The following is an 18,106-nucleotide window of genomic DNA, read 5'->3' as shown; positions in this document are numbered from 1 at the left end:
GAATGTTTCTTTAAGGCAGAATGTGTTAAAGGCGTTCCCGAGCAGGATCGGCGCGGATCGGGGCGAGCATACGTCCGCCGCCCGGGTCATGGATGTTGGGCAGGACCGTTAGGTGAGCATTCTCGACGCGTATAAGCGGGGCGCACGCCGCAGGCGGCTGTACCTGCGCGCCATTCGCAAGCGGCGCGAGCTTGAATGCGTGCGCGACCGGACCCAGGCGATCAAGACGCGCGATATCCTGGTCGTCACCGTGCTGCGCGACGAGATCAAGCGCCTGCCGTTCTTCCTGAAATACTACCGCGACCTGGGCATTCGCCATTTCCTGATGGTCGACAACGGCTCGACCGACGGGTCGTGCGAATACCTTGCCGAACAGCCCGACGTGTCGCTGTGGTCGACCGGTGCCAGCTACCGGCGCGCGCGGTTCGGCGTCGACTGGGTGAACTGGCTGGCCCGCCGGTACGGGCTGGGCAAGTGGATCCTGACCGTCGACGTGGACGAGTTCTTCATCTACCCGTTCTGCGACACCCGACCGATCCGCGCCCTGACCGACTGGCTGGACGCGGCCGAGATCCGGTCCTTCGGCGCGATGATGCTGGACATGTATCCCAAGGGCGCGATGACCGACGTGGTCTACCAGCCGGGGCAGGACCCGCTGGAGATCTGCTCGTGGTTCGACGCGGGCAACTACATGATCAGCCGCAACTGGGACTATGCGTCGCTGTGGATCCAAGGGGGGCCGCGGGCACGCAAGTTCTTCGCCGAAACGCCCTACCGCGCGCCGGCCCTGAACAAGGTGCCGCTGGTGAAATGGGGGCGCGGCAACGTCTTCGTCAGCTCGACCCACATGCTGTTGCCCCGGGGGCTGAACCTGGTCTTCGACGACCGCGGGGGCGAAAAGGCCTGCGGGTGCCTGCTGCACGTCAAGTTCCTCGACGCGTTCCTCGAGAAGTCGCAGGCCGAGGTGGCACGCGCCGAGCACTATCGCGGCGCGGCCGAGTATCGCGCCTACGCCGACGCCTTGCGCGACGATCCGGACCTGTGGTGCAAATGGTCCGAGAAATACATCAACTGGCGTCAGCTCGAGATCCTGGGCCTGATGTCGAAGGGCAACTGGGCGTGACGGTCGGTTTCATCATGTTGTGCCACGAGGCGCTGGACCGCGCAGCGCAGGTGGCCAGCCACTGGGCCGATCGCGGCTGCCCCCTGGTGATCCACGTGGACAAGCGCGTGTCGGCCGCCCGGTTCGAGCGGTTCCGCACGGCGCTCGCCCGGCACGACAACATCGTCTTTTCCAGCCGCGTCGCCTGCGAGTGGGGCACCTGGTCGCTCGTTTCGGCGACGCTGCGCGCGGCCGAGGTCATGCTGGACCGGTTTCCCGAGGCCAAACACGTCTTCATGGTGTCGGGCACATGCCTGCCGCTACGCAGCGTGGCGGACCTGAAGACATACCTGGCCGACCGCCCTGACACGAGCTTCATCGAAAGCGTCACCACCGCCGACGTTTCTTGGACCAAGGGGGGGCTGGATTCCGAACGTTTCACCCTGCGATTTCCGTTCTCGTGGAAACGGCAGCGGCGGCTGTTCGATGCCTACGTGCGGTTGCAACGGCGGATGGGCGTCAAGCGGCGCCTGCCCTACGGCATCCGCCCGCATATGGGGTCGCAATGGTGGTGCCTGACGCGCCGCGCGCTGAAGGCGATCCTCGAGGACCCGCGGCGCGGCGAGTTCGAGCGCTATTTCCGCCGGGTCTGGATCCCGGACGAATCCTATTTCCAGACCCTCGTGCGGCTGCATCCGGGCCGGGTCGAAAGCCGGTCGCTGACGCTGTCCAAGTTCGACTTCCAGGGCAAGCCGCACATCTTCTACGACGATCACCTGCAGCTTCTCCGGCGGTCCGACTGTTTCGTGGCGCGCAAGATCTGGCCGCAGGCGAACCGGCTCTACGATACCTTTCTCACCGACCGTCCGGCCTCGGCCACCCTGTCCGAGCCAAACCCGGGCAAGATCGACCGCATCTTCACCAAGGCGACCGAGCGGCGGATCCGCGGGCGGGCGGGGCTCTACATGGCCAGCCGGTTCCCGCTCAAGGATTACGAATCCGGCCGGACCTGCGCGCGCTATACCGTGTTCGAAGGGTTCGGCGACCTGTTCCACGACTTCCCCGGCTGGCTTCAGCGCGCCACCGGCGTGCGCGCCCACGGACACCTGTTCGCCCCCGAGCGGGTCGAGTTCACCGACGATCAGCGCAGCTATGCCGGCGCCCTGTCCGACAGTGCGACCCTGCGCGACTACAACCCGCGCGCGTTCCTGACGAACCTGATCTGGAACACACGGGGCGACCGGCAGGCCTTCCTGTTCGGCCCCCGCGACAACCAGCGCATCGCCGAGTTCATCGCCTATGACAGCAACGCCGAGATCCTGATCATCACCGGGTGCTGGGCCGTGCCGCTGTTCAAGTCCGACGCGCCCTTCAGCGAAGTCCGGCGCGAGGCAGCGCGCCTCCAGAAGATCGAAGCGGCGCATGTGGACCTGTTGCGCGACCCGCACGTGAAGGCGCGGGTGCGCGTCTGGTCCATGGCCGACTTCGTGGAATCCCCGCTCGAGCCGCTGCAGAGCATCGCCGAGGAGACCGGCGTCTGGCAGGCGCGCAACCTGACCGAGGCGCCGCGCATGATCGACCTGACCGGGTTCGGACAGTTCCTGCAGAACCTGAAGAACGAGGGGATGAACCCCTACATGATGGGCGACTTCTCGTCCGGGGACGGCCCGGACCTGGAGCAGCCCGAGATCCGCAAACCCTATATCGTCCGGTAATCCATGGCCCGTCCCTTCGACAGTTTCATCGTCCTGGCCGAGATGCGGACGGGTTCGAATTTCCTGGAAGAGAACCTGAACCTTTTGCCGGGCCTTACTTGCTGGGGCGAGGCGTTCAACCCGCATTTCGTGGGCCATGCGGGCCGGTCGGAACTGGCCGGCGTTTCGCTGGACGACCGCGAGCGGGATCCGGGCAAGCTGCTGTCGGCCTTGGCCGAGCGGACCGACGGCTTGCCGGGGTTCCGGTTCTTCCACGACCACGATCCCCGCGTGCTTGAGACCTGCCTTGCCGATCCGCGTTGCGCCAAGGTCGTGCTGACGCGCAACCCGCTGGAAAGCTACGTGAGCCTTCAGATCGCCCGCCAGACCAACCAGTGGCGGCTGGGCGATGCCAAGGATGCGCGCCGCGCCAGCGTGGCCTTCGACAGTGCCGGGTTTGCGTCTCACTTGGCGCAGTTGCAGGCGTTTCAGCGGATGCTGCTGCACCGCCTGCAATCCAGCGGGCAGACCGCCTTCTACCTGGATTACGAGGACGTGGGCGCGCTGGACGTCATCAACGGTCTCGCCGCGTGGCTGGGTCTGGACGGGCGGCTGGATGCCCTGTCGGAGCGGACCAAGGTACAGAACCCCGCGCCCTTGCGGGACAAGGTCACGAATTACGACCAGATGGTCGCCGAACTGGGCGGGATCGACCATTTCGGCCTGGGCCGCACGCCGAATTTCGAGCCGCGGCGCGGACCCGCCGTGCCGTCCTACGTGTTCGGCGCCACCGCGCCGCTGGTCTACATGCCGGTGAAAGGCGGCCCCGAGGACAGCGTGACGCGCTGGCTGGCGGAACTGGACGATGTCGCGCCCGAGGCGCTGGAGACCGGGTTGAACCAAAAGGGCCTGCGGCGTTGGAAGCGCACCCACCCCGGGCATCGCAGCTTCACCGTCCTGCGGCACCCCGCCGATAGGGCCCACGCCGTCTTCTGCCGCCACATACTGGTGCCCGGACCCGACTGCTTCGACGACCTTCGCGCGATCCTGCGCGCGCGCTATACGCTGCCGATTCCCGAGGGCGCGCCGGGCCGGGGCTATGATGCCGACGCGCACCGGGCGGCGTTCCTGTCGTTCCTGCATTTCCTGCGCGGCAACCTGGGCGGGCAGACCAGCCTGCGGGTGGACCCGGCCTGGGCCACGCAGGCGACGACGCTTCAGGGTATGAACCAGTTCGTCCTGCCCGACCGCGTCTTCCGCGAGGACGAGTTGCCCGAGGAACTTCCGCGCCTTGCGACCCAGGTGGGAGCGAAGGCGAAGGCCTATGTCCCCGATGCGCCCGAGGTGCCCCACAGCCTCGATGCCATCTGGTGCGACGAGGTCGACCGGGCGGTGCGCGATACCTACCAGCGGGATTTCATGATGTTCGGGTTCGGCGACCGCGCCTGAGACGCGGCGACAGACCGGCGACGATCAGGCCGCGCGGGTCACGCTGCGGTCGGTCAGCACCGCGTGCAGGGTCTGGGCATGGTCGTTCGCGCGCAGCTTGGCGCAGAGGTCGGGGTCGCGCAGCGTGCGCGACACCGAGGCCAGGGCTTTCAGGTGCTCGACCCCGGCATCGCTGGGGGCGATCAGGCAGAACACCAAGTCCACGGGCTGGCGGTCGACGGCGCCGAAATCGAGCGGACGCTCGAGCTTCAGGAACAGGCCACGCACCTTGTCCAGATCGTCCAGCCGCGCGTGGGGCAGCGCCACACCGTGGCCCACGCCGGTGGGGCCCAGGCCTTCACGGTCCAGCAGGGCTTCGCTCACACGGTCGGAATCCAGCCCGAACACCTCGTCGGCCAGATCGCCAAGCGTGTTGAACAGCCGTTTCTTGCTGCTGAGTGCAGGAACGACCCGCACGGACTCGAGCGTCAGCAAATCTGCAAGTGTCATGTCAGCCTGTATCGCTGGGCCTGACGCCGCGGTCAGGACGTTGTGTTGGGATCGATCCACCCGATATTGCCGTCATCGCGGCGGTAGACCACGTTCACTCCGTTGGCCTGCTTCTCGTTCCGGAACACCAGGACCGGGACGCCAGCCAGCTCCATCTGCATAACCGCTTCGCCGACCGACAGGGACGGGATGCGGGTTTCCATTTCAGCGACGATGATGGGCTGAAGCGTTTCCGGCTCGTCCGCGTCGTTATCGCTATTCGCGGCGAGGATATACGCGGAGCCTCCCGAGAGTTCAACGGGGTTCGGACGTTCGCGATGGTGGTCCTTCAACCGCCGCTTGTAGCGGCGCAACTGCTTTTCCATCTTCTCGTTCGCGGCGTCGAAAGCGGCGTAGATCTCGGTCTCCTTGGCTTTCGCCTGCACGCTCAGCCCCGACGACAGGTGCACCACGGTCTCGCAGGCGTATTCATGCGCGTCCTTCGAGAACACCACCAGGCAGTCGGTCGGACGACCGGGATACTTGGCGATCACGCCCTCGATCTCGGCCTTGCAATGGGCCTGCAGGGCTTCACCGATATCGATCTGTTTGCCGCTGATCTGGTAACGCATGGTGGATCCTTCGCTAATGGTCATGGGTCGACCCGGGCATCGCGCCGGGACGGAAACCGCGCACTCAACCGGCGTTCGCCATGGGGCGAATGCCTGTCAAGTCTCTGGTATGGCAGGAAAGTCTGCGAAGATTGCCAATGTTGGTCGGTCTCTTCATCCCACGTATTTGGCGTCATTTGCGGTCCTGCTGTCAAGCTTTGCCCTCGCTGCAGCTGCAAACACGGGGGGCCGGTCAGCCCAGGGAAAAGCTGTCGCCGAGGTAGACCCGGCGCACGTTTTCGTCGGCCACGACGGCCTCGGGCGGGCCGTCCATCAGCACGGTGCCGTCGTGCAGAATATACGCGCGATCCACGATCGACAGGGTCTCGCGCACGTTGTGGTCGGTGATCAGCACACCGATCCCGCGCTGCGTCAGGCCCGCGACCAAGGCGCGGATGTCGCCCACGGCAATCGGGTCGACGCCGGCAAAGGGCTCGTCCAGCAGCAGGTACTTGGGTCCAGCGGCAAGGCAGCGGGCGATCTCGGCCCGGCGCCGCTCGCCCCCCGACAGGGCAAGCGCGGGCGTGCGGCGCAGATGCTCGATCGAGAACTCGGCCAGCAGCTTGTTCAGGCGATCCTGCCGTGCCGCGCGGTCCTTCACGGTCAGCTCGAGGATGGCGAGGATGTTGTCCTCGACCGAGAGGCCCCGGAAAATGGACATTTCCTGCGGCAGATACCCGATGCCCATGCGGGCCCGACGATACATGGGCAGCGACGTGACCTCGCGCCCGTCGACCATGACCTGTCCACCTTCGGGCACGATCAGCCCTGCGATGGCGTAGAAGCAGGTGGTCTTGCCCGATCCGTTCGGACCCAGCAGCGCGACGACCTCGCCCCGGCCAAGCCGCAGGCTGACGTCGCGGATCACCGGCCGCCGCTTGTAGCTTTTCTGCAGGTTGCTGACGATCAGCCCCCCGCTGCCGGCGGAAGAATCGCCCTGGGTGCCGTCCATGTCAGTCGGCGCCGGGCTGGAACACGGTGCGCACGCGACCGTCCATGGTGCCGGTGCCGTTGTTCAGGTCGATCACGAGCCGATTCGACGACAGCGCGTTCTGGCCCTGCGTCAGGATCACGTCGCCCGTCATCACGACCTCGCCCGCGTCGATGTTGTAGACCGCTTCGCGCGACTCGGCCGCCTCGGCCCCGTTGACCAGCGTGACACCGCCCGAGGCCCGAAGCTCGGATATGCGGCCCGCGCCGTCGGATCCATCGCCGTAGATCACGCGCAGCCGCTGCGACGACAGTTTCATCTCGCCCTGGGTGACCAGCACGTTGCCCGTGAACACCGCGGTGCCGTCGCCCTGGTTCACGTCCAGCGCATCGGACGCGACCTCGACCGGCAGGGACGTGTCCTGCGCCAGCCCGCCGAACTGGATGGCGGTTTCCTGCGCCACGGCGGGCGCGGCATGGACAAGGACAAGGGCCAGACCGGCCAGAAATCGTCTCACGATGCTACTCTCCCCTCGCGGCTTTGGGGTCGTATACCAGCTTCACCCCGTCGGTGAAATTCAGAACATAGGCCCCGTCCTCGCGGCGGACCGTCAGCTTGCCGGCGGTCAGGTCGCCCGGCGGTCCGGTGCCCTCGACAGTGCCCTCGCTGGTGACGCGCATCCGCGCGGCGTCGAGGTCGAAGCCCTCCGCTTCGAGCCGGTAGCCGTCCGAGCTGCGCAGCGCGACGCCCTGGTTCAGCGTGGCGTCCCCGGTCACAGGGTCGAAATTGCCGCCCGGGGCCGACAGGTCGATCCGGCTCCCCGACGGGTCTTCGAGCGTGGCGAGCAGGTTTTCGGCCGTGCCGCGCTGGGTGCCCTCGGCGCCGGGCGAGACCGACCGGGCGGTCACGGTCACCGCACCGCCATCGTCGGTCACGGCGGCATAGTTCGGTCCCGAGATCTGCTGGTCGACGATCAGGCGATCCATCTCGACGCTGGAAAACGGCACCTCGTTACCGGTGCCCCGCCGGTCGGCCACGAGAAACAGGGTCGACAGGATCGCCAGCGCGACCAGCGGCAGCGCCACCTTCAGGAAGGCGACGCGGCGGGTATGGCGGTTGTCAAAGACGGCCATGGAAGTGCGTGTCCGGGGTCATGCCCGATAGATAGGGTGTGATCCGCCCCGGCAACACCTGCCAATTCGGCCCGGTCAGTGCGAGAAGATGTCGATCTCGGGCCAGCCTTCGAGATCCAGCAGCGCGCGGCTGGGCAGGAACGAGAAGCAGGCCTGCGCCAGTTCGGTCCGGCCCTCGCGCGCCAGGCGCTCGTCCAGACGGTCGCGCAGGGTGTGCAGGTACAGCACGTCCGACGCGGCATAGGCGAGCTGTGCATCGCTCAGGGTTTCGGCGCCCCAGTCGCTTTGCTGCTGCATCTTCGAGATATCCACGTCCGCCAGCTCCTGCAGCAGTTGCTTCAGACCGTGGCGGTCGGTGTAGGTGCGCGTCAGCTTGCTGGCGATCTTGGTGCAGTAGACCGGGGCCGCCAGCGCGCCGAAGGCGTGGTACATCGCGGCGATGTCGAAGCGGCCGAAGTGGAAGAGCTTCAGGACGTCCGGGTCGCGCAGCAGCCGTTCCAGGTTGGGTGCGCTGTCCTGCCCGGGCGCCACCTGCACGAGATGCGCGTTGCCGTCGCCGCCCGACAGCTGGACCACGCACAGACGGTCGCGATGCGGGTTCAGGCCCATCGTCTCGCAGTCGATGGCGACGACCGGCCCCAGGTCCAGACCGTCGGGCAGGTCGTTCTGATAAAGCGTATTGGCCATGATCTCTCCTCGGACGCGGTGTCGTGCCGGACTTAACCCGCGCACGGGGCGGCTGCTAGTGGTTGCGCAGCGCCTCGATCAGCTCGTCCTTGGTCATGTCCGACCGTCCGTCGACGCCGATCTCCTGCGCCCGGTCGTACAGATCGTCCTTGGTCCACTTCTCGTAGGGGGGCGTTTCGCCGCCCTTCTCGCCCGGGTCCATGTCGTCGTTGGCCTGGGCATTGGCGATCCGGGCGGCCTTTTCCTTCGAGGCACCGTCCTCGCGCAGGGATTTGTAGGTTTCGTCGTCCTTTACGGACGGTCCATGATCCTTGGTCATCTCGGGCTCCGCGCTATTTCCTTGCCGAACGGGCCCAGCACGATGCGGGTTCCCACAGACCGACAAGGACCAACCCGGATGGGCGAGACCGAAGAGAATTTCAAACGCGACAGCGAACAGTCTGCCAATACCAACAGCAAGGAAGAAAAGTCCGTCACCAAGGCCCAGCGGCTGACCGCGCCGCTGATCTACGAGGTCGTGCGCCGCGACGGCGCCGAGGAGATCACGCGCCCGAAGACGTCGCTGATCTTCTCGGGACTGGCCGCCGGTATCCTGATCTCGTTCTCGGTGCTGGGCGAGGCGATCTTCCTGGCCCACCTGCCCAAGGGCCCGGCCTGGGTCCCGCTGGTCGAAAGCCTCGGCTACACGCTGGGCTTCCTGCTGGTGATCCTCGGACGGATGCAGCTGTTCACCGAGAACACCATCACCACCGTCCTGCCGCTGATGGCCAATCCCTGCTTCGAGTATATCTGGCTGGTGCTGCGCCTCTGGCTGATCGTTCTGGCCGCCAACGTCGTGGGTGCTTTCATCGCCGCGGCCTTTATGGGCTATTCCGGTGCCTTCCCGACCGAGATCCTGGCCGCCATCCACGAGATCAGCGAAAAGGCCACGACCATGCCGCCGCTGGAAGGGTTCGCAAAGGCCATCCCGGCCGGCGTCCTGATCGCCGCCGTGGTCTGGATGATCCCGACGCAGCCGCACAATCCCTTCATGATCATCCTCGTCTTCACGTGGCTGATTGCCGCCGGCGGCTTCACCCACATCATCGCCGGGTCGGTCGAGATGGCCTACATGCTGATGCACGGGGGCATGGGCCTGGGGCAGGCTATCTTCGGCTTCTTCATCCCGGTTTTCTTCGGCAACGTGGTCGGCGGCACCGCGGTTTTCGCGCTGATCACCTGGGGGCAGGTCAAGGCCGAAGTCGAAGAGTAGCGCGGCCGTCACGGCAAAAGTGATGCGCGGGATGTGGCAACCCACCCGCGCATTGCCTATCGTGCGATAAACAAAGCGGGGGGCCGTCGTGATCGTAAACCGTTCCAGCGCAGGGATCTCGTGCGCCCTGTGCCTTTTGGCAGCGCCTGCATTCGCCTTCGAAAACCTGTCCTTCGTCGTCCAGGGCGGCGAGGACCTGGAAGACCAGCTGCGCAACTCGTCGCTGCTGGTGGCCGCCAAGGAGGAAGGCGTCACCGACCCGCAGGAAATCCTGTCGGCCGCCCGCGCGGATTACGGCCGGCTGATCGGGTCGCTCTACAACCAGGGCCATTACGGCGGGGTCATCAACATCCTCGTCAACGGGACCGAGGCCGACCGCATCTCGCCGCTGACGCGCATGGGCGCGATCAATGACGTGGTGGTGCGGGTCGAGGCCGGGCCAAGCTACCTGTTCTCGCGCGCCGAGATCGCGCCGCTGGCCCCGGGGACCGAGCTGCCCGACGAATTCGCCATCGGCCAGACGGCCCGGTCACCCATCATCGCGGATGCAGCGGCGGCCGGCGTGTCGGGCTGGCGCGACCAGGGCAACGCCAAGGCCGACATCGCCGATCAGCGCGTCCTGGCGCAGCACGAGGCGAACACGCTGGACGTTCAGATCGCGCTGGCCCCGGGGCCGCGCGTCACCTTCGGCAACCTGATCCTGCAGGGCAGCGATGCGGTGCGCCCCGAACGCCTGCGCGAGATCGCCGGGCTTCCGGTGGGTCAGGTCTTCAGCCCCGCCGATCTGGAAGAATCCGCCGCCCGGCTGCGCCGCACCGGCGTGTTCTCGTCGGTCGCCCTGACCGAGGCCGAGACGATCAACCCCGATGGCAGCATGGACATCATCGCGCAGCTGGCCGCGCGCGAGCCGCGGCGCATCGGTTTCGGCGCCGAGCTGTCGTCCATCGACGGCCTGACGCCCACCGGCTTCTGGCTGCACCGCAACCTGCTGGGCGGGGCCGAGCGGCTGCGCATCGACGGCGAGATCGCGGGTATCGGCGGATCGACCACGGGCGGCACCGATTACAGCTTCGGCGGCCGGTTCGAACGCCCCGCCACCTTCGCCCCGGAAAACACCCTGGTCATCGAGGGCCGCGTCGCGCGTCTGAACGAGGACGACTATTCTTCGAACCTGGTATCCTCGGGCATCGGGATCGAGCGGCGGGTGAACGACGACCTGACGATCTCTTACGGGCTCGGCCTGCGCTTCAGCGAGATCGAGGACGACGCCGGCACCACCGACTATGCGCTGGCGACCCTGCCGCTGTCGGCGATCTACGACACGCGCGAACAGCCGCTGGACGCCAAGGACGGGCTGTATCTGAACCTCGACGTCACGCCCTTCGCCGGGCTGAACGATTCGACCGGCTCGGGCGTGCGCACCACCTTCGACGCGCGCAGCTACCTGAGCTTCGGCGAAGAGGATCGCATCACCCTGGCCGGCCGCGTCCAGGGGGGCAGCATCCTTGGTGCCGAACTGGACCGGGTGCCCAACGATTACCGCTTCTACTCGGGCGGGGGCGGCACCGTGCGGGGCCAGGAATACCAGTCGCTGGACGTGATGCTGAACGGGATCGAGTCGGGCGGCGCATCCTTCGTCGCCGTCCAGGCCGAACTGCGCGCCGGGATCACCGACAGCATCGGGCTGGTGGCCTTCTACGATTACGGCATCGTCGGGCGCGACGGCTTTCCGTCCAGCGGCGATGACAGTCATTCCGGCGCGGGGCTTGGCCTGCGCTATCTCACGCCCATCGGGCCGATCCGGCTGGACGTCGCCGCACCGCTGAGCGGTCCGGGCGATCCGTCCGGGGTCGAAGTCTACGTGGGCATCGGACAGGCATTCTAGAGCATGACGATCAAACGCACCCTCCGCCGCGCCGCGCTGGCCCTGACGCTCTGCGCCCTTCCCGTCGCCGCGCAGGACAACGCCGACGAGGATGATGGCGGCGGCTTCCTGGAAAACCTGATCGAGGATCAGCTGTCCGGCCCCGGATTCCAGGTCAGCGTGCGCGGGTTCGAAGGCGCATTGTCGTCGCGCGCCACGATCGAATCGCTGGTCATCTCGGACGACAACGGCCCCTGGCTGACCGTGAACAACGCCGCGCTGGACTGGAACCGCGCGGCGCTGCTGCGCGGGCGCCTGTCGGTGAACGAGCTGTCGGCCGAGGAAATCCTCGTGCCGCGCCTGCCGCAGGGCGAGGAAACCGTCGATGTGCCCAACCCCGAGGCGCAGCCGTTCTCGTTGCCGGACCTTCCGGTGTCGATCCAGATCGGCGAGATCAGCGCGGCCCGGGTCGAGCTGGGCGAAACCGTCATCGGTGTTCCCGCGGAACTGAGCCTTGACGGTTCGGCCTCGCTGGCCGGCGGCGAGGGCGAGGTCGATATCCGCGCCGAACGTCTGGACGGCGAACGCGGCGTGTTCGAAGTGTCGGGCGGCTACGAAAACGAGTCCCGCAACCTGTCGGTGAACCTGCTGGTCGACGAGGGCGCAGACGGCATCGTCGCATCGCTGATCGACCTGCCGGGCCGCCCTTCGCTGGAGCTGCGGGTCGAGGGCGACGGCCCGCTTTCGGATTTCACCGCCGACATCGCCCTGCAGACCGCGGGCGAGCCGCGGCTGGACGGCACGGTCGAGCTGATCGAGGAAGAGGGCGACCAGCGCTTCGTCGCGAACCTGTCGGGCGATATCGCGCCGGTCTTCACCCCGCAATACCGCCCGTTCTTCGGCCCCAACATCCAGCTGGTGGCCGAAGGGCAGCGCGGCAGCGACGGCGCGGTGGCGCTGGACCAGTTCCGCCTGCAGGCGCGGTCGCTGGACCTTCAAGGTCAGGTCCGGATCGGGGCCGACGGCGTGCCCGATTTCTTCGACGTGACCGGCGAGATCGCCAGCGACGACGGTGCCGTGACCCTTCCCGTGGGTGAAGGCACGCAGGTCGACCGCGTGGGCCTGGACCTGCAATTCGATGCCAGCGAGTCCGAAGACTGGAACGCGCTGATCGAGATCGCCGGCCTGGACCAGCCCGGGATCGAGATCGCGAACGTCACGCTGGACGGCGGCGGCGTCATCGCGGGCGCGGGCGAAAGCTTGTCGGTCACCGCCGACCTGGACTTCTCGGCCGCGGGCCTGTCGTTCGACGACCCCGGCCTGGGCGAGGCGGTGGGCGACCGTCTGAATGGCCGGGTCGAGGTCGATTACGAGGCGGGCGACCCGATCCTTCTGGAGACGCTGCGCCTGGCCGGTGCGGGGTTCCAGTTGCAGGGCTCGGGCCAGGTGGATCCGGACGGCGAGAACATCCCGGTCGCGCTGGACGCGCGGCTTGATGCCGATGACCTGGCTGTTTTCGCTGCGCTGGCCGGACGGCCGCTGTCGGGCGGGCTGTCGGCGGATGTCGCGCTTCAGGCGACGCTGCAGGACCAGGCTTTCGACCTGTCGCTGGATGGCAGCGCGCAGGACCTCGCGCTGGGCATCGACCAGGTTGACCCGCTTCTGCGCGGCGGAACGGTGCTCGAGCTGCAGGCCATTCGCGACAGCGAAGGCACCCGTGTTCCCGTGCTGCGCATCGACAACGAGGCGATCGACCTGACCGGCGACGCGCGGATCACGTCCGAGCAGGGCGAGGCGCGCATCAATCTGACGGTGGACAATCTCGGCCGGATCGATCCCGAGCTGGCCGGCCCCGCGACGGTTTCCTTCGAGGCCGTGAACCCGGGCGAGGCCTGGCAGATCGACCTCACCGCCTCGGGCGCCCGGGCCGATGTCACCGCGGATGTCACCGTCTCGGATCTCGAGGCCGAGTCGCCCCTGGCCGAGGGTACGGCCGAGATCATCGCGCGCGACCTGTCGCAGTTCACCCCCTTCGTCGGGCGCGACCTGGGTGGATCGGTCGACCTGGCGCTGGACGGCCGGGCGCGGCTCGACACCTCGCTGGTCGAGGCCGAGATTTCCGGCCAGACGCGGGACGTGACCATCGACCAGCCCGAGGCCGACCGCCTGCTACGCGGCGTGACCGAGATCGCGCTGCGACTGTCGAAGCTGCAAAGCCAGATCGACCTGCCCGAGCTGCTGGTCAGCAACCCGCAGATCACGCTGGAAGGCTCGGCGGGCATCGCGCCGCAGAACAGCACCGTGGACGTGCGGATCGACATGCCCAACCTGTCCGAAGTCGTGCCGTCCATGAGCGGCCCGGCCTCTGTCGTCCTGGACGCGGTCGAAGACGCTACCGGCTGGACCATCGACCTGGACGCCACCGGCGCGGGGGCGCGGGTGATCGCGGACGGGCGGGTCACCGACCTGAACGCCGACGACACTTCACCCCTTGCCGCCGGCGATCTGAGCCTGGCCGTGGACGACCTGTCGGTCTTCTCCGAGCTTGCGCGGCGCGAACTGGGCGGCACCGTAGACCTTTCGGCCGAGGGCGAGGCGCGGTTCGACCTGTCGCAGGCCAGCGGCACCGTCGAGGGGACGACACGCAACCTCGCGCTGGGCCAGGCCGAGCTCAACCGCCTGTTCGCGGGTCTGACCCGAATGGCCGCCGAGGCCAGCAAGGACGGCGACGCGATCCGCGTTCCGAACCTCACGCTCAGCAACCCGCAGATCAGCGTGGATGCGAACGGACAGTACGGCCCCGGTGACAGCGCCGTGCAGGCCAACGTGAATTTCCCGAACCTGGGCGATATCGTGCCCGAGATGTCGGGACCGGGCAGCGTCGATCTGTTCGCCGAAGAGGTGGGCGAGATCTGGCAGGTGTCGCTGGACGGCACCGGCGCCGGGGTCGATCTGTCGGCCATGGCCGAGATCGCCGACCTGACCGAAACGCCCCGCGTCGATGGCCGGGTCGAACTGACCGCAGCCGACCTGTCGCGGTTCCGCCGGCTGGCGAACCGGGACCTGCGCGGTGCGGTCGACCTGACGGCCGAGGGCAGCGGCACGGTCGATGGCAGCCGCTTCGACGTGACGGCCGACGTGACCGCCAACCGGCTGGCCTTGGGGATCCCGCAGGTCGACCAATTGCTGGCCGGGCGCACGACACTGGCCGCCGTCGCCAGCCGCGATGGCGCCGATGCCCCGATCCGGGTGCGGACCTTCAACCTCGACAGCCCCGGCCTGGACGCCTCGGCGCAGGGCACGCTGCTGGGGGGCAACAGCAACCTGACCTTCAACGCGCGGCTGGCCAATCTCGGCGCCTTCGTCCCCCAGATCAGCGGCCCCGTCACGGCGCAGGGCCGCGCGGGGCAGGCGGGGTCGTCCTTCACGCTGGATATCGGCGTGACCGGACCGCAAGGGATCGCCGCGCAGGTGGATGGCCGCGTGGCGGAAAGCTTCGACAGCGCGAATTTGCGGGTGAACGGATCGTCTCCCCTGCGGCTGGCCAACCCGTTCCTCGGCTCGAACTCGATCACCGGGCAGGCCAATTTCGACGTGGCGCTGAACGGTCCGCTGCAACTGTCGTCGGTGACGGGGCAGGTCACGGTGGGCGGCGGCCGGTTCGTCGTGCCCTCCGTGCCGCTCACGCTGGCCGACCTGAACGCGACGGCACGGCTGAACGGAAACTCGGTCCAGCTGAACGCGACGGCCAGCAATCCCGAGGGCGGGCAGTTGCGCGTGTCGGGGCCCATCGGCCTCAGCGGCGGGTTCAACGCCGATCTCCTGGTCGAACTCCTGGGCTTCGCGCTCGAGGATCCGCGTCTCTACACCACGTCGCTCGACGGCCGAATCAACGTGAACGGCCCGCTGACCGGCGGCGCGCGCATCGCCGGCGGCATCCAGATCGGCGAGACCGAGCTGCGGATCCCGTCGACCGGGCTGGGTGCGACGGGACCGATCCCCGACGGGCTGGTCCACCGGAACGAGCCCGCCGATGTCCGCGCCACCCGTGCCCGCGCGGGGCTGATCGAGGAGTCCGGATCGGGCGGCGGTGGCGGCGTGGCCTATCCGCTGGACCTGACGATTTCCGCTCCGAACCGGATCTTCGTGCGGGGCCGCGGCCTGGATGCCGAGCTGGGCGGCCGGCTGACCGTGCGCGGCACGACCGCCGATATCATCCCGGCGGGGCAGTTCGACCTGATCCGCGGTCGTCTGGATCTTCTGGGACAGCGGCTCAACCTGACCGAGGGCCAGGTGACCCTGGCGGGCAATTTCACGCCCCGGATCCGACTGGTGGCCGAAACCGACGCGGGCGACGTGACCGTGCGCATCGTGGTCGAGGGCGAAGCGCTGAGCCCCGAGATCAGTTTCCTGTCTGACCCCGAGCTGCCCGAGGACGAGGTGCTGTCCCGGCTGCTGTTCGGTCGGTCGATCGACAACATCTCGCCTTTGCAGGCGGCGCAGCTGGCCTCGGCCGTCGCGACCCTGGCGGGCCGGGGCGGCGACGGAATCATCGGGAACCTTCGGCAGAGCACCGGGTTGGACGATCTTGATATTACGACTGACGAGGATGGAAACGTGGGTGTCCGGGCCGGAGCCTACCTGTCGGAGAACCTGTATACGGACGTCACGGTCGATGCGACGGGCGAGGCCGAGATCAATCTTAATCTCGACGTCACCAACTCGATCACCGTGCGCGGCGGTGCCAGCAACAGCGGCGAGACCTCGCTGGGCATCTTCTTCGAACGGGACTACTGACCGGGCTGCGACATTTTCGCCACGTGAACCGTTCCGGCGTGGATTCTCGGATTCACTCGGAACCGGTCCTCGCCACGGTCGTTTGTCAAATGACATAATCTGGTAGACGCCACTTCGGAGCGCCTGAATGCTTTATCTTGCACTGATCTTCTTCATGGCTGCACTTGCCACGGGATTGCTGGGCTTTGGTGGCCTGGCAAGCGCGGTAGCGGGCCTGGCGCAGATCGCGTTTTTCGTCTGCCTGCTCACGTCGCTGATCCTGTTCGCGATGAAGATTGCGAACGACCGCTAGACCCGGGCAAGCTGCTGGACGAAAAAAGGGAAGGCCTCGGCCTTCCCTTTTGCTTTTGCATCGATGTCTGCGGTCAGGACCGCGAGGGGATTACGCCTCTTTCAGCGACTCGGTGCTGGCGAAGAACATGGCCTGGCTCACGGCCGAGCGGACCTGCTCCTCGGAATAGGGCTTGGCGATCATGAAGGCCGGTTCGGGCTTGTCGCCGGTCAACAGACGCTCGGGGAAGGCGGTGATGAAGATCACGGGAATATCCCCGAACTGACCGAGGATATCGTTCACCGCGTCGATACCGCTGGAATTGTCGGCCAGCTGGATGTCGGCCAGGATCAGGTCCGGCTTGTCCTTCGCGCCCAGGTCCACGGCCGAGGACCGGGTCCGCGCGATACCGGTGATCTGGTGGCCCATTTCGGAGACGATCGAATGGATGTCCATGGCGATGATCGCCTCGTCCTCGATGATCATCACCTTGCCCGCCATCGAGCGTTCCATCTCGGCAATGGCGATATCGACGAGGCCGGAGGCTTCCGAGGCGTCGATGCCCATGATCTTGCCCACGTTCTCGAAGCTGAACCCCTCGATGGTAGACAGCAGAAGTGCCTCGCGCGTGTTCGACGTCAGCCCGGCCATGTGGTCCAGCGCGGCGCTTTCCATGCGGGTGCGCGGATCCTCGGTATCTGCCGTGGGCGCGCCCGCGGTCGACCAGATCCGATGGAATGCATTGAAAAGTGCAACCTTTGGCTCGGCATCGCGTTGAAAGATCGAAGGCTCTTGCAGAATCGCCTCAAGGGTAGCGGCGGCGTAATTGTCCCCGGTCCTTTGCGACCCTGTCAGAGCGCGCGCGTAGCGACGCAGGTAAGGCAGGTCCTGAGCGATGGTATCGGACAGGTCCAGCGTGGGGTTGTTCGTAGTCATTACTGTGTCCCTGATTTTGTCTGGAACAACACGCGGGAAGCGGCGTTTGTTCCGAGCCAAGTAGAAATTCCGTCAGGTCCTGCACAGCGAACCCCTTATGTCGTCAGAAAAGAACCCAGATAGAGTCATGCGCCAGATCGACGAGAACCTAAGGCGTGTGTATCGCCAGGACGCCGGCGAGGACGTGCCGGACCGATTCAAGAAGCTTCTTCAGCAGCTGAAGGATCAGGAAGCCGATTCCGGCGGGCAGGTCGAACCGGATGAATGATATCCAAGACCCCCGGGACGAGCTGATCGAACACCTTGGTGCCCTGCGTGCCTTCGCGATGTCCCTTACCCGAAATTCCGCCGCCGCCGACGACCTGGTGCAGGACACCATCGAGAAGGCGTGGAAGAACATGGACAAGTTCCAGCCCGGCACGAACCTGCGGGCGTGGTTGTTCACGATCCAGCGTAACGCCTTCTACTCGATCCGCCGCAAGGCCAAGCGCGAGGTCGCGGATGTCGACGGCGTGATGGCCGCGGGCATGTCCGAGAAGCCGCACCATGACGGGCGTCTCGCGATGAACGATTTCCGCAAGGCGTTCGAAAAACTGCCCGACGAACAGCGCGAGGCGCTGATGCTGGTGGGCGCGTCCGGGTTTGCCTATGAAGAGGCCGCCGAGATGTGCGGCGTCGCCGTCGGCACGATCAAGAGCCGCGCCAACCGCGGCCGCCGTCGGCTTGCCGAACTGATGGAGCTGGACCCGGACGAAGATCCGGTGATCCAGGACTCGACCAACGATTCCGTCATCACCACATCGCATACGCGGCAGGGCTAAGTCATGCTACCTGGCGGGCGGGGAATTGAC

Annotated in this window: 17 protein-coding genes; 9 read left to right on the top strand and 8 right to left on the bottom strand. The window is 66.8% G+C overall.

Annotated elements, in window-relative coordinates:
* Positions 1 to 112: 112 nt before the first annotated feature.
* From BUB76_RS03355 to BUB76_RS03345, 3 genes are read left to right on the top strand one after another with little or no spacing between them, the layout of a single operon-like run.
* Positions 113 to 1,123: a glycosyltransferase family 2 protein gene (locus tag BUB76_RS03355; protein ID WP_073126733.1), complete on the top strand. Its 1,011-nt coding sequence runs from the start codon at positions 113 to 115 to the stop codon at positions 1,121 to 1,123.
* Positions 1,120 to 2,817, top strand: a complete 1,698-nt coding sequence (locus BUB76_RS03350) for a DUF5927 domain-containing protein (RefSeq protein WP_073126732.1) — start codon at positions 1,120 to 1,122, stop codon at positions 2,815 to 2,817. The genes BUB76_RS03355 and BUB76_RS03350 overlap by 4 nt, the downstream gene beginning before the upstream one ends.
* Positions 2,818 to 2,820: 3 nt before the next feature.
* Positions 2,821 to 4,245: a nodulation protein NodH gene (locus BUB76_RS03345; protein ID WP_073126730.1), complete on the top strand. Its 1,425-nt coding sequence runs from the start codon at positions 2,821 to 2,823 to the stop codon at positions 4,243 to 4,245.
* Positions 4,246 to 4,269: 24 nt separating this feature from the next.
* Here the strand turns inward: BUB76_RS03345 and BUB76_RS03340 are convergent, their stop codons facing one another.
* The 7 genes from BUB76_RS03340 to BUB76_RS03310 all read right to left on the bottom strand — a co-directional run bounded on the left by BUB76_RS03340 (position 4,270) and on the right by BUB76_RS03310 (position 8,454).
* On the bottom strand, positions 4,270 to 4,734 hold the full coding sequence (locus BUB76_RS03340; RefSeq protein WP_073126728.1) for a PTS sugar transporter subunit IIA: 465 nt from the start codon (positions 4,732 to 4,734) through the stop codon (positions 4,270 to 4,272).
* Between the two features lie 32 nt (positions 4,735 to 4,766).
* Positions 4,767 to 5,345, bottom strand: a complete 579-nt coding sequence (gene hpf, locus BUB76_RS03335; protein ID WP_073126726.1) for a ribosome hibernation-promoting factor, HPF/YfiA family — start codon at positions 5,343 to 5,345, stop codon at positions 4,767 to 4,769.
* A gap of 232 nt (positions 5,346 to 5,577) precedes the next feature.
* Positions 5,578 to 6,336 carry an LPS export ABC transporter ATP-binding protein gene (gene lptB, locus BUB76_RS03330; protein ID WP_073126724.1) on the bottom strand — a complete coding sequence of 253 codons (759 nt, stop codon included), beginning with the start codon at positions 6,334 to 6,336 and terminating at the stop codon, positions 5,578 to 5,580.
* 1 nt (position 6,337) lies between these two features.
* Positions 6,338 to 6,832 (bottom strand): LptA/OstA family protein, encoded by a 495-nt coding sequence (locus BUB76_RS03325; RefSeq protein WP_073126722.1) that lies wholly within the window; start codon positions 6,830 to 6,832, stop codon positions 6,338 to 6,340.
* Between the two features lie 4 nt (positions 6,833 to 6,836).
* Positions 6,837 to 7,448, bottom strand: coding sequence for a hypothetical protein (locus tag BUB76_RS03320; RefSeq protein WP_073126719.1), 612 nt, complete (start codon positions 7,446 to 7,448; stop codon positions 6,837 to 6,839).
* Between the two features lie 75 nt (positions 7,449 to 7,523).
* Positions 7,524 to 8,135: a ribonuclease D gene (locus BUB76_RS03315; RefSeq protein WP_073126717.1), complete on the bottom strand. Its 612-nt coding sequence runs from the start codon at positions 8,133 to 8,135 to the stop codon at positions 7,524 to 7,526.
* A 55-nt stretch (positions 8,136 to 8,190) separates the two neighbouring features.
* A complete protein-coding gene (locus tag BUB76_RS03310; protein ID WP_073126715.1) occupies positions 8,191 to 8,454 on the bottom strand; it encodes a DUF7218 family protein in 264 nt (87 codons plus the stop codon).
* Between the two features lie 78 nt (positions 8,455 to 8,532).
* Between BUB76_RS03310 and BUB76_RS03305 the strand changes: the two genes are divergently transcribed.
* From BUB76_RS03305 to BUB76_RS03290, 4 genes are all read left to right on the top strand, one after another.
* Positions 8,533 to 9,387, top strand: coding sequence for a formate/nitrite transporter family protein (locus tag BUB76_RS03305; RefSeq protein WP_073126713.1), 855 nt, complete (start codon positions 8,533 to 8,535; stop codon positions 9,385 to 9,387).
* Positions 9,388 to 9,523: 136 nt separating this feature from the next.
* Positions 9,524 to 11,272 carry an autotransporter assembly complex protein TamA gene (locus tag BUB76_RS03300; protein WP_236737847.1) on the top strand — a complete coding sequence of 583 codons (1,749 nt, stop codon included), beginning with the start codon at positions 9,524 to 9,526 and terminating at the stop codon, positions 11,270 to 11,272.
* Between the two features lie 3 nt (positions 11,273 to 11,275).
* Entirely contained in the window at positions 11,276 to 16,048 is a 4,773-nt protein-coding gene (locus tag BUB76_RS03295) for a translocation/assembly module TamB domain-containing protein (RefSeq protein WP_084140515.1), read from the top strand.
* A 127-nt stretch (positions 16,049 to 16,175) separates the two neighbouring features.
* Positions 16,176 to 16,340 (top strand): DUF1328 domain-containing protein, encoded by a 165-nt coding sequence (locus BUB76_RS03290; RefSeq protein WP_073126709.1) that lies wholly within the window; start codon positions 16,176 to 16,178, stop codon positions 16,338 to 16,340.
* Positions 16,341 to 16,430: 90 nt separating this feature from the next.
* On the opposite strand, the gene BUB76_RS03285 is transcribed toward BUB76_RS03290, so the two are convergent.
* Positions 16,431 to 17,255, bottom strand: coding sequence for a response regulator (locus tag BUB76_RS03285; RefSeq protein ID WP_073126707.1), 825 nt, complete (start codon positions 17,253 to 17,255; stop codon positions 16,431 to 16,433).
* 127 nt (positions 17,256 to 17,382) lie between these two features.
* Here BUB76_RS03285 and BUB76_RS17580 point away from each other — a divergent pair, with 127 nt between their 5' ends.
* Complete coding sequence (locus BUB76_RS17580) at positions 17,383 to 17,523, top strand: NepR family anti-sigma factor (RefSeq protein ID WP_308417659.1); 141 nt, start codon at positions 17,383 to 17,385, stop codon at positions 17,521 to 17,523.
* Entirely contained in the window at positions 17,516 to 18,076 is a 561-nt protein-coding gene (locus BUB76_RS03280; protein ID WP_073126705.1) for an RNA polymerase sigma factor, read from the top strand. Before BUB76_RS17580 ends, BUB76_RS03280 begins: the two co-directional genes overlap by 8 nt.
* Positions 18,077 to 18,106 lie beyond the last annotated feature (30 nt).

The sequence above is a fragment of the Palleronia salina genome (assembly GCF_900141995.1).
Classification (GTDB): Bacteria; Pseudomonadota; Alphaproteobacteria; order Rhodobacterales; family Rhodobacteraceae; genus Palleronia; species Palleronia salina.
Note: the sequence above shows the minus strand (reverse complement) of the source record. Positions and strands in the feature narration are given on the sequence as shown.